The 11,500-nt window shown below is 65.5% G+C and carries 13 protein-coding genes; 6 read left to right on the top strand and 7 right to left on the bottom strand.

Annotated elements, in window-relative coordinates; translation table 11 throughout:
* Positions 1–26: 26 nt before the first annotated feature.
* On the bottom strand, positions 27–512 hold the full coding sequence (locus K5658_RS17675) for a low molecular weight protein-tyrosine-phosphatase (protein ID WP_221064408.1): 486 nt from the start codon (positions 510–512) through the stop codon (positions 27–29).
* 182 nt (positions 513–694) lie between these two features.
* Here K5658_RS17675 and ppk2 point away from each other — a divergent pair, with 182 nt between their 5' ends.
* Positions 695–1,681 carry a polyphosphate kinase 2 gene (gene ppk2, locus K5658_RS17670; RefSeq protein WP_221064407.1) on the top strand — a complete coding sequence of 329 codons (987 nt, stop codon included), beginning with the start codon at positions 695–697 and terminating at the stop codon, positions 1,679–1,681.
* 163 nt (positions 1,682–1,844) lie between these two features.
* Here the strand turns inward: ppk2 and K5658_RS17665 are convergent, their stop codons facing one another.
* Positions 1,845–2,312, bottom strand: a complete 468-nt coding sequence (locus tag K5658_RS17665; RefSeq protein WP_221064406.1) for a hypothetical protein — start codon at positions 2,310–2,312, stop codon at positions 1,845–1,847.
* 140 nt (positions 2,313–2,452) lie between these two features.
* Entirely contained in the window at positions 2,453–2,665 is a 213-nt protein-coding gene (locus K5658_RS17660; protein WP_221064405.1) for a hypothetical protein, read from the bottom strand.
* 403 nt (positions 2,666–3,068) lie between these two features.
* Between K5658_RS17660 and kdpF the strand changes: the two genes are divergently transcribed.
* The 5 genes from kdpF (at position 3,069) to K5658_RS17635 (ending at position 8,281) form a co-directional block, all read left to right on the top strand.
* Entirely contained in the window at positions 3,069–3,158 is a 90-nt protein-coding gene (kdpF, locus tag K5658_RS17655) for a K(+)-transporting ATPase subunit F (protein WP_221064404.1), read from the top strand.
* Positions 3,158–4,942, top strand: coding sequence for a potassium-transporting ATPase subunit KdpA (gene kdpA, locus K5658_RS17650; RefSeq protein ID WP_221064403.1), 1,785 nt, complete (start codon positions 3,158–3,160; stop codon positions 4,940–4,942). The genes kdpF and kdpA overlap by 1 nt, the downstream gene beginning before the upstream one ends.
* Positions 4,943–4,959: 17 nt before the next feature.
* On the top strand, positions 4,960–7,137 hold the full coding sequence (gene kdpB / locus K5658_RS17645) for a potassium-transporting ATPase subunit KdpB (RefSeq protein WP_425515878.1): 2,178 nt from the start codon (positions 4,960–4,962) through the stop codon (positions 7,135–7,137).
* Between the two features lie 25 nt (positions 7,138–7,162).
* Complete coding sequence (gene kdpC, locus K5658_RS17640) at positions 7,163–7,741, top strand: potassium-transporting ATPase subunit KdpC (protein WP_221064402.1); 579 nt, start codon at positions 7,163–7,165, stop codon at positions 7,739–7,741.
* Positions 7,742–7,852: 111 nt separating this feature from the next.
* Complete coding sequence (locus K5658_RS17635; RefSeq protein ID WP_221064401.1) at positions 7,853–8,281, top strand: hypothetical protein; 429 nt, start codon at positions 7,853–7,855, stop codon at positions 8,279–8,281.
* 48 nt (positions 8,282–8,329) lie between these two features.
* Here K5658_RS17635 and K5658_RS17630 read toward each other — a convergent pair whose 3' ends face one another.
* From K5658_RS17630 to modA, 4 genes are all read right to left on the bottom strand, one after another.
* The gene (locus K5658_RS17630) at positions 8,330–8,758 is read right to left on the bottom strand and encodes a TOBE domain-containing protein (RefSeq protein WP_221064400.1); all 429 of its coding nucleotides are present in this window, start codon (positions 8,756–8,758) and stop codon (positions 8,330–8,332) included.
* 66 nt (positions 8,759–8,824) lie between these two features.
* Positions 8,825–9,955 carry a molybdenum ABC transporter ATP-binding protein gene (modC, locus tag K5658_RS17625; protein ID WP_221064399.1) on the bottom strand — a complete coding sequence of 377 codons (1,131 nt, stop codon included), beginning with the start codon at positions 9,953–9,955 and terminating at the stop codon, positions 8,825–8,827.
* 7 nt (positions 9,956–9,962) lie between these two features.
* Complete coding sequence (modB, locus tag K5658_RS17620; protein WP_221064398.1) at positions 9,963–10,658, bottom strand: molybdate ABC transporter permease subunit; 696 nt, start codon at positions 10,656–10,658, stop codon at positions 9,963–9,965.
* 10 nt (positions 10,659–10,668) lie between these two features.
* Positions 10,669–11,433, bottom strand: coding sequence for a molybdate ABC transporter substrate-binding protein (modA, locus tag K5658_RS17615; protein WP_221064397.1), 765 nt, complete (start codon positions 11,431–11,433; stop codon positions 10,669–10,671).
* Between the last annotated feature and the right edge of the window lie 67 nt (positions 11,434–11,500).

Here is an 11,500-nt window from a genome sequence, read left to right as displayed (position 1 = left end):
GGCGCGGTCCCCCTGTTTTCAAGCCCTTAGCCCGCGGTCAAGTTCGGCCTGAGCGCTTCCAGCAATCCCGCCGCCGCGGCTTCCAACATCTCCCGGACCTCGATGAAAGCCTCGTCGTCGGCATGGAAGGGGTCGGGCAGGCTCCGGGTCCCGAGCCGGGGGGCGTAATCCAGCATCCGCACGATCTTGTGGACATGCTGCTTGGGGCAGATATAGCGCAGCGTGTCGAAGTTGTGGCCGTCCATGGCCAGGACCAGGTCGAAGCGCTCGAAATCCGCCCGCCGCACCGCCCGCGCCCGCTGCCCGCTGATATCGATGCCCAGTTCCGCCATGGCTTTTTGGGCGCGCGGGTCGGGCGGCGCGTCCGGGAAGTTGGCATGGGTACCCGCCGAATCGACGAAGACCGCGTCCCCGAACCCGGCGTCCTCCGCCAGGCGCCTGAATAAACCCTCCGCCATCGGGGAACGGCAGATATTCCCCATGCAACAAAACAACAGCTTCACGTCGTCCATCCTCCTCGGAATCTAGGGCGCGGCCCAGGTCGCGTTCCCGTCCGCGCCGCCCAAAACCACGAAGATACAACAGCGCCCCCTCCGCCGCGAGTCCTGTCGCGCCGGCGCCGCTTGGGACCGGGGTTTTGCCGCTACACTTCGGGGGTGGATAACACGACCCCGACCTCCCAGGAGCCTATGCCATGAGTCGATCCAAACCCAAAACCCCCGGCGCATCCGCCACCGATCCCGCCGCCGCCGCCCCGGCGCAAACCCCGGAACCGCCCAACCCGGAAGCCGCGCTGGAAATCGAGTCCATCAGCCACGGACCCACCGCGCTCCTGGTCGCCAACGCCCCCGCGGGCACCGGGGAGGACAGCGACGAAGCCCGGCTGCCCCAGGACTATCCCTATCCGGGCCGGATGCGCAGGCGCGAATACGAGCGGCTCAAGCAGGAATTGCAGATCGAACTGCTCAAGGTGCAGAGCTGGGTGAAACAATCCGGCCAGCGCGTGGTCGTGCTGTTCGAGGGGCGGGACGCGGCGGGCAAGGGCGGCACCATCAAGCGCTTCACGGAGCATCTCAATCCGCGCGGGGCCAGGGTCGTGGCCTTGGAAAAACCCACCGAGGTGGAACGCGGCCAATGGTATTTCCAGCGTTATATCGGGCACTTCCCGACCGCCGGGGAGATGGTGTTCTTCGACCGCTCCTGGTACAACCGGGCCGGGGTCGAGCGGGTCATGGGCTTTTGCAAGCCCTTGGAATACCTGGAATTCCTGCGCCAAGCCCCGCTGTTGGAGCGGATGTGGGTGAACAGCGGCATCCACCTGTTCAAGTACTGGTTCTCGGTCAGCCGCGAGGAGCAATTGCGGCGCTTCGTTTCCCGCCGCGACGATCCGCTCAAGCATTGGAAGCTCAGCCCCATCGACATCAAATCCCTGGACCGCTGGGACGAATATACCGAGGCCAAAAAGGCCATGTTCTTCCATACCGATACCGCCGACGCGCCCTGGACGGTGATCAAGTCCGACGATAAGAAACGCGCCCGGATCAATTGCATGCGCCATTTTCTCTACGCCCTGCCTTATCCCGACAAGAATCCCAAGGTCGCCTGCGAGCCGGACCCGCTCCTGGTCGGACCCGCCGCGCGGGTATTGGAAGCGGGCGAAGATAGTCCGGGATTATCCTAAGGGGGACCGTGCCGGAAACCCGCGGAAACGCTGGCCGGATGGGAATGAAGCCGGGAATGGGGACGGGCGGGATGGGGGGTATATCGGGCTTGGCGACGCGGCGGACTGGGCCGGTATGCGTGATTTCACGCGGATTTGTGCGGGTTTTCACATGGGCGGGGTTTCATTCGCCGCCCGCCGCCGCGGGTAGGATGTCGTGGTCGACCTGGCCGCTGCCTTCGTCGATCATCGTCCGCAACATCATGCCATGGCGTTCCCCGAGGACGCGCTCCAAGTGCCGTTCGATGGCGTCGGACATATTGAGCCCCTCCAGTTCGGACAGGGTTTTGACCAGCAGGTGGGCGCGGGGCGAGAGCATCACGGTGCGCTTGTACACGCGCTGATGCTGGGCGGCCATGCGCAGCGCCCGCCGCAAGACCTGTATTTGCTCATCGGATAGCCATTCCCCGCACCACGCCCCCAGGCGTTCGGGGTCGCGTTCGGCCAGGGCCAGGGCCCCCAGGGCCGCGACCGGGTCTTCGGTTTCCCAGGAGGGGGCCGAGCGGAGTTTCCGTTCCAGGAAATCATGGGCGATTCTGGCTTCGGCGGAGGATTTGAAAAGCTGGGATAAGCGTTCTGATATTTTGACCATGCGGCTCGGTGAATAGTGTTATTGGCGGCGATTCCCGCCGACAGCAATAATCGAGCCATTGGATGCCAGATGCGGCGGATCGATCCACCCTGGCGACCGGGCCGGAAGCGGGGCGGCTCGGTCCGGTCGAGCCGCCCGCCCTAATACGCTTCCATATCGGTGCCGAGCCACCGTTCTTCCCGGCCCCAGATATAGGTATGGCCGGAACCATGTACGGTATACACCGTGAACAGGTTTTCCGCCCTGGCCCGGCGTTCGATGGCGGCCAGGTCCGCGGCGGTGGTGGCTATCGCCAGGAGTTGATAACCCAGGTGCGAAAGGTCCACGGATTCGTTGGCTGGGTGGATGTCCATAACGATCTCCCTGCGAGGACGTCCCTACGATGGTTGAGTCTTGAGTCTCGTATAGTTTCCATCGTCGAAGTGCGAAAAAAGTCACGGAATCCACGGCGGTTTGCGATTAATCCCCTGGTGTTCGGGGCGGATCGGGGGCGACGACAACGCGTCGGCGATTTTTACGCCCTGTTTATACCGTCCCCGCGAAACCTTACGCACTTTTTACCCGCCTTTTCCTAAGATCATGCCATGCCGATGGTCCGGTGCCCATCGGCCTGGGTAGGCCCGGAACGGGCCGGTTCGCAACGCCAACCTTTCCCGAGGTGGTCCCTATGGACATCCTGTATCTCCTTCTCATCCTGGTTTTCTTCGGATCCAGCCTCGCCCTCGTCTACGGCTGCGACCGGCTGCGGAGGTCGCCATGAGCGGCCTCTATCTCCTGAGCGGCCTGCTGGCCCTGGGCATCTTCTTCTATCTGGTGTTCGCCTTGCTCTACCCGGAGAAATTCTGATGAGCCTGGATAGCCTGCTGCAAATCGCCTTTTACCTGTTCGCGCTGCTGGCCTTGGCCCGGCCCTTGGGCGGCTATATGGCGCGGGTCTACCAAGGCCGGCCGACTTGGTTCGATCCCAGTTTGGCCCCGCTCGAGCGCTTGATCTACCGCCTGTCCGGGGTCGATCCCAAGCGCGAAATGCGCTGGACCGACTATGCCATCGCCCTGTTGCTGTTCAACCTCTTGGGCACCTTGGCGCTGTTCGCCCTGCAACGGCTGCAAGCCTATCTGCCGCTGAACCCCCAAGGGCTTCCCGCCATCGGCCCGGATTCGGCCTTCAACACCGCCGTCAGCTTCGCCACCAATACCAACTGGCAGGGCTATTCGGGCGAAACCACGATGAGCTACCTCACCCAGATGCTCGGCCTCACGGTGCAGAACTTCGTGTCCGCCGCCACCGGCATGGCGACCTTGGTCGCGCTGGTCCGCGGCTTCGCCCGCAAGAACGCCGGGACCCTCGGCAATTTCTGGGTGGACCTGACCCGGAGCATCCTTTATATCTTGCTGCCGCTGTCCCTGGTGCTGGCCTTGGCCTTGGTGGGGCAGGGCGTGGTGCAGACTTTTGGTTCTTATCGGACCGTGGCTTTGCAGCAGCCGGTCGGCTATCCGCAAGCCGGGACCGACGCCCAGGGCCGGCCGGCCACGGCCACGGTGGAGCTTAAGGAACAAACCCTGGCGCTCGGCCCGGCGGCGTCCCAAATCGCCATCAAGCAACTCGGCACCAACGGCGGTGGTTTCTTCAATGCCAATTCGGCCCATCCCTTCGAGAATCCCACCCCGCTGTCGAATTTCCTGGAACTGCTCGCCATCCTGCTGATTCCCGCCGCGCTCTGCCATACCTTCGGCGCGATGGTGGGCGACGCCCGCCAGGGTTGGGCCATCCTCGCCGCCATGACGCTGATTTTCGTGGCCCTGGTGTTGGTCGCCGTGCCCTTGGAACAGGCGGGCAATCCGGGCCTCGCGGCCTTGGGCGTGGACCAAGCCGCCTCGGACACGCAGCCCGGCGGCAATATGGAAGGCAAGGAGGCCCGCTTCGGCATCGCGGATTCCGTGCTGTGGGCGGTGGCGACCACCGCCGCCTCGAACGGTTCGGTCAACGCCATGCACGATTCCTTCACGCCTTTGGGCGGCATGATCCCGCTGTGGCTGATGCAATTGGGCGAGGTGGTTTTCGGCGGGGTGGGTTCGGGGCTGTACGGGATGATCGTGTTCGCCCTGGTCGCGGTGTTCGTGGCCGGCTTGATGATCGGCCGCACCCCGGAATACCTGGGCAAGAAGATCGAAGCCTACGAAGTCAAGATGGCCACCCTGGTGATCCTGATTCCGCCCCTGGTGGTTTTGGTCGGGACCGCGGTGGCGGTGATGGCCGGCGCGGGCAAGGCGGGGGTCGCCAATCCCGGTGCCCATGGCTTCACCGAAATCCTCTACGCCTTCTCCTCGGCGGGCAATAACAATGGCAGCGCCTTCGCGGGCTTGTCGGCCAATACCCCGTTCTATAACACCGCGCTGGGCATCGCCATGCTGTTTGCCCGGTTCTGGCTGGCGGTGCCGACCCTGGCCATCGCCGGTTCCCTCGCCGCCAAGAAGATCGTTCCCGCCGGCGTTGGCACCTTGCCGACCCATACCCCCTTGTTCGTGGCCTTGTTGATCGGCACGGTGGCCGTGGTCGGGGCCTTGGCGTTCTTGCCGGTGCTGGCCTTGGGTCCGGTGGCGGAGCATCTGCAAATGATCGGCGTCCATTGAACAGCGAGGCATCCACGATGAGCAAAAAAACCAGTAATTTCCTGGCCCCGCCGCACGGCGAGGGTCAAGCGATCCAATCCATGCCGGGGATCGCCGCGGAGGCGGCCCTCGCGCCCGAACCCGGACACCGTTCCCAAACCCAATCCCTCGCCGATCCCGCCTTGTTGAAGGCGGCCTGGGTCGAGTCCTTCCGCAAGCTGACCCCGGCGGTGCAGGCCAAGAATCCGGTGATGTTCGTGGTCTATCTCGGGAGCCTGTTGACCACGTTGCTCTGGTTCCAAGCCCTGCTGGGCCGGGGCGAAGCGCCCGCCGGGTTCATTTTCTCCATCGCGCTGTGGCTGTGGTTCACGGTGTTGTTCGCCAATTTCGCCGAGGCGGTGGCGGAAGGCCGCAGTAAGGCGCAGGCGGCCTTCCTCCGCAGCGCCAAGCGCGATATTGTCGCCAAAAAGTTGGACGAACCCCGCCGCGGCGGGAAATTCCAGACCGTGCCCGGTGCCGGCCTCCGTTTGGGCGATGTGGTTTTGGTCGAGGCCGGGGATTTCGTGCCCGGCGACGGCGAGGTGATCGAGGGGGTGGCCTCGGTGGACGAGAGCGCCATCACTGGTGAATCGGCCCCGGTGATCCGCGAATCCGGCGGCGATTTCAGTTCGGTGACGGGCGGTACCCGCGTGCTGTCGGATTGGCTGGTGGTGCGGATCACCGCCAATCCGGGCGAAGCCTTCCTCGACCGCATGATCGGCATGGTCGAGAACGCCAAGCGCCAGAAAACCCCCAACGAAATCGCCCTCACCATCCTGCTGGTGGCCTTCACGCTCATCTTCCTGAAAACCACCGCCACCCTGCTGCCGTTTTCCTTGTACAGCGTGGAGGTGGCCGGGACCGGGACGCCCATCGCCATCACGGTGCTGGTGGCGCTCTTGGTGTGCTTGATCCCGACCACCATCGGCGGCTTGCTGTCGGCCATCGGCGTGGCGGGCATAGGCCGGATGATGCAGAAGAACGTGATCGCCACCTCGGGCCGGGCGGTGGAGGCGGCGGGCGATGTGGACGTGCTGCTGTTGGACAAGACCGGCACCATCACCCTCGGCAACCGCCAAGCCGCCAGGTTCATCGCCGTCGCGGGCGTGCGGGAACAGGATTTGGCCAACGCCGCGCAACTGGCTTCCCTGGCCGACGAAACCCCCGAAGGCCGCAGCATCGTGGTCCTCGCCAAACAGAAATACGGGCTGCGCGAACGCGATGTGCAGGGGCTGGGCGCGGCCTTCGTGCATTTCAGCGCCCAGTCGCGCATGAGCGGGGTGAATCTCAAGGACGGGCGGCAGGTCCGCAAGGGCGCGGCGGACGCCATCCGCCATTTCGTCGAGGAGCAGGACGGTGAGTTGCCCAAGCAAATCCAAACCCTGGTGGACGAGGTGGCCCGGCACGGTAGCACGCCCTTGGTGGTGGCCGACGGTGCCAAGGCCCTGGGCGTGATCGAACTCAAGGATATCGTGAAGGGCGGCATCAAGGAGCGGTTCGCCGAACTCCGGCAAATGGGCATCAGGACCATCATGATCACCGGCGACAACCGCCTGACCGCCGCCGCCATCGCCGCCGAGGCCGGGGTGGATGATTTCCTGGCCGAGGCCACGCCGGAAATGAAGCTCAAGCTGATCCGCGAGCATCAGGCCGAAGGCCGCCTGGTCGCCATGACCGGCGACGGCACCAACGACGCCCCGGCCCTGGCCCAGGCCGATGTGGCGGTGGCGATGAATTCCGGCACCCAGGCGGCCAAGGAGGCGGGCAATATGGTGGACCTGGATTCCAACCCCACCAAGCTGATCGAGATCGTCGAGACTGGCAAGCAGATGTTGATGACGCGGGGGGCCTTGACCACGTTCAGCCTCGCCAATGATATCTCCAAGTATTTCGCCATCATCCCGGCGGCGTTCGCCAGCACCTATCCGGCCTTGGGCGCCCTCAACATCATGCACCTCGCGACCCCGGCCAGCGCCATCCTGTCCGCCGTGATCTTCAACGCGCTGATTATCGTCGCCTTGATTCCGCTGGCGTTGAAGGGCATCCGCTACCGTCCGGTGGGGGCGGCGGTGTTGCTGCGGGATAACCTGTTGATCTATGGGCTGGGCGGGCTGGTCGTGCCTTTTATCGGCATCAAGGCGATAGATATGGTCTTGGCCGCGCTGGGCTGGGCTTGATTGATCCATCGAAGGAGGCGAAACCATGATTTCCCATCTCAAACCGGCCTGCGTGATGCTGGCCATCTTCACCGTGCTGACCGGGATGGTTTATCCCGCCGCCGTCACCGGCCTCGCCCAGGCCCTGTTCCCTGGGCAGGCCAACGGCAGCTTGATCCGGGACCGGGATGGCCGGCTCCAAGGCTCGCGCCTGATCGGCCAGCCCTATAGCGATCCGGGCCTGTTCTGGGGACGGCCCTCGGCCACCGCGGCCTATCCCTACAATGCCGGGGCTTCCGGCGGCTCCAACCAGGGGCCGCTGAATCCCGCCCTCAAGGACGCCGTGCAGGCCCGTATCCAGGCTTTGCGCGAGGCCGACCCCGGCAATACCGCGCCGGTCCCGGTCGATCTGGTCACGGCCTCGGCCAGCGGGCTCGATCCCCAGATCAGCCCGGCGGCGGCGGAATACCAGGTCGGGCGCGTCGCCAGGGCGCGGCACCTCGCCCCGCAAACCGTGCGCGACCTCGTCGCCCGCCACACCGAAGACCGGCAATGGGGCGTCCTGGGCGAACCCAGGGTCAATGTGCTGGAATTGAATTTGGAATTGGCCGCGTTGCCGCGTTGAGCCGGGCGGGTGGATGCCGGGCCTTCGGTGGCCACCGGCCCGCGCCGCCGGACAAGCCCAGGCCGATGCCGTAAACTCTCCGGCCTTGCGTCCATCCAGAGAGAACCATCCATGAGGAAGATTTTTACGCTCGCCTTGTTGTCCTGCGCTGGGTCCGCCCTGGCCGACGAAGCGCCGGTGCTGGTCGATGTGCCCGCCCTGGTCCATGCTTCCCAGGCCCAGGTCGAGCAGAAACTCGGGGCGGCCGAGTTCTGCCGGAAATCCAGGCGCGGGCTGGCGTGCCGCTATGCCGCCCACGGTGTGGAAGTGGTCTTCGCCAAGGACAAGGCGGAGCAAATCACCGTCAACGATCCGGGCGATGCGCCCTACGATAAGAACGCCCTCGCCCGTCTGGGATTCAAGGGCCAGGAACCCGAGGTCGCCACCGACGAAGTCATGACCTGGCAATCCATCCCCGGCATCGCCGAGTTGTCCCTGTTCCCCGACCACGACAAGATCGATTACGTCCTGGTCGTGGCGACCCCGCCGGAGTCCAAATAGCCCGTGGGGCTGCCGGAGCGGCTTCCGGGCCGCTCCGGCGCGGGGGTTTCAGGCCGTCACGCCCAGGATCACCGCCCCCGCCTTGAACACCGCCGTGGCGGTTTCGCCGACCTTGAGCCCCAGGGCGTCCACGCTGTCGTTGGTGATGGTGGCCGCGATGGTGTCGCCGCCCGCCAATTCCACCAGCACTTCCGCGTTCACCGCGCCTTTCTGCACCCGCGCCACGGTGCCGGCCAGTTGGTTGCGGGCCGACAGCCTGTAGCCGCCGAATTCCTTCACGATCATGACCTGCGGTGCCTTGATGAGGGCGAGGACGTCGCCGCCCACGGCCAGCCCCAGTTTGTCCACCGATTCGTTGGTGACCGAGGCGCAAAGGGTGGTGCCGCCCTTGAGGCTGATATCGACCTCGGCATAGGTGGCCCCGGTGCGGACGCCGGTGATTTTGCCGCTCAGTTGGTTGCGCGCGCTGGCTTTCATGTTGGGTCTCCTGTGATAAGGCGGTTGGGGGGAGGGACGGGTCCCTGGTTCAAATCATGGGTGTTTTCAGGGCGGAGGCTGGGCGGGCCGCATCGGCGAGGCCGGTTGGGAGCCGTTCCCGGCGCGGTCCAGCAGATAGGAGAACGACCGGGTCTTGATGAGGCAGTACACGGTGTCGCCGACCGCCAAGGCCAGGTCGCGGACGGAGCGCGGGGTGATCTCGGCCACCAGCGGGGCGCCCGCGTCGATCCAAACCTGGACGCCGCTGCCTTTGGGTTCGATCCGTATGATACGTCCGGCGAATTGGTTCTGGATGGAAATTTCCGCGATTGCCCGCCGCGACAGGGCGATTTCGCCCCGGTGCAGGGAAACATAGGCGGTGTCGCCGGGAGCCAGTTCGGCGCGTAGGGGCAGGGCCAACCGCGTTTGTCCGCAGCGGGCCAGGGTGCAGCCATGGTCGGGGTCGTGGCCCTCGACCATGGCCGCGAGCAGGTTGTCGGGGCCGAGCGGACGGGGTCCGTCGTGCCCTTGGCCCATGAGGATAGCGCCCAGGTCGCCGAACGCCAGGATGCGCCCGCCGCCGACCAGGGCCATGCGGTCGGTCAGGTGCAGGATTTCCGGCAGGGCGTGCGAGACGAAGATCATCGGCAGCTTGAGCTCGTCGCGGATTCTTTGCAGGAAGGGCAGGATTTGCGCCTTGAGGTTCGTGTCCAGCGCCGCCAGGGGCTCGTCCAGCAGCAACAGCCGCGGCGCGGCCAGCAGCGAGCGGCCCAGGGCCACCCGCTGTTTTTCCCCGCCGGAGATGCGGCGCGGATGGGCGTCGAGCAAGGGGCGCAAGGCCAGGAGATCGACGATATCGTCGAACTGGAAACGGCGCTCCGGTGCCGGCGTGCGTTTGAAACCGTACAGCAGGTTGCCTTTCACCGAGTAGTGCGGAAACAACTGGCTGTCCTGGAACACCAGCCCGACGCGGCGGCGGTGCGGCGGCAGGCACAGGCCGCTAGCGCTGTCGTAGATGGGTTCGCCATGGAGCGTGATGCGGCCCCGGTCGGGCCGCACCAAACCGGCCAGGATGCCGAGGAGCGTGCTTTTGCCGGAACCCGAGGGGCCGAACAGGCCGGTCACGCCGCCGTCCAGGTCGAGCCGGGCTTCGAGGTCGAAACGGCCCCGGTTCAGGGCCACGTCCAGATGCAACATGGTTGGCCTATTCCCCGCTCAAGCGGCGCTCGGCCCGGCGGGTGAGGATTTCGCTGCCGATCAGGGCGGCGAAGGCGGTGGCGACGGAGATCAGCACCAAGCGCAAGGCGGGGCCGTCGCCGTCCGGCGTCTGGGTGTAGGTGTAGAGCGCCAGCGGCAGGGTGCGGGTCTCGCCTTCGATATTGCCGACGAAGGTGATGGTCGCGCCGAATTCGCCGAGGCTGCGGGCGAAGCTGAGGATGGCCCCGGTCAGGATGCCCGGCAGGGCCAGGGGCAGGGTGACGGTGAGGAACACGCCGACCGGCCCGGAGCCCAGGGTGCTGGCGGCTTGTTCCAGCCGGGCCTCGATCAGGCTCATGGACAGCCGCACCGAGCGCACCATCAGGGGAAAGCTCATCACCGCCGCCGCGATGGCCGCGCCCTTCCAACTGAAGGCCACGCTGAGGCCGAAAGTGTCCTTCAGCCACGGTCCCAGCCAGCCGCGCCGTCCGAATAACAGCAGCAACACATAGCCCGTGACCACCGGCGGCAATACCATCGGCAATTGCAGCGCCGCTTCGATCACGGCCTTGCCGGGGAATCGCCGCCGCGCCAGCAGCCAACCCAGCCCGATGCCGGGCGGCAGGATCGCCAATACCGCGCACAGGCTGACTTTGAGCGAGAGCCACAGCGCGGAGAGTTCCTCGGGGGTCAGGGCGGACATGATGGCGGGCTTATTTCCCCAGCCATTTGAAGCCGTATCGCACGAACACGCCTTGGGCCTCCGGGCCTTGCAGGTATTTCAAGAAATCCTGGGCTTCGCCGGCCTGGGTGACCAGCACCGCCGGATAGACGATGGGCGCGTGGGTGTCGTCCGGGAAGCGGGCGACCACGTCCACCTTCGCGCTTTGCTTGGCGTCGGTCTCGTAGACGATCCCGGCCTCGCATTCGCCGCGTTCGATCAGGTTGAGCGCCGCTTTCACGTCGTCGGCCCCGACCACCCGGTATTGCAGGGACTTCCACCAATCGAGGTGGGTGAGGGCTTCCTTGGCGTAGATGCCGACCGGCACCGATTCCACCGTGCCGGTGCAAAGATTGCCCGCGAAGGCATGGGCGAAATCGAAGCCCTTCTTCATTTCCACCTTGAAGCCCTGGCCCTTGGGGGCGATCAGCACCAGGGTGTTGCCCAGTAGTTTCTGTAGCGAGTTGTGGTCGATCTTGCCCTTGTTGTCGAGGTAGTCCACCCATTTGGTGTCCGCCGAGATGAACACATCGGCGGGCGCGCCTTGTTCGATCTGCTTGGCGAGGGCCGAGGACGCGGCGAAAGATAGCTTCACCGGGGTCTTGTGGGCTTGCTCGAAGCTTTTGGCGATATCGGTCAGGGCGGCGGTCAGGCTGGCGGCGGCGTAGACGGTGATATCGGCCAGGGCGGGCGTCGCGCCCAGGCCGTAGAGCGCGGCGGCGAGCAGGCCGGTTTTCAAGATTGGACGGGGATTCATGGAAGGCGGTCTCCTAAGCGATGGATGGGGCCGGGCCGGGGCCGGGCGATTCAACAAAGGGCGGGTC

Source organism: Methylomagnum ishizawai, assembly GCF_019670005.1.
GTDB classification, from domain to species: domain Bacteria; phylum Pseudomonadota; class Gammaproteobacteria; order Methylococcales; family Methylococcaceae; genus Methylomagnum; species Methylomagnum ishizawai.
This window is presented reverse-complemented; position numbering and strand designations above follow the sequence as displayed.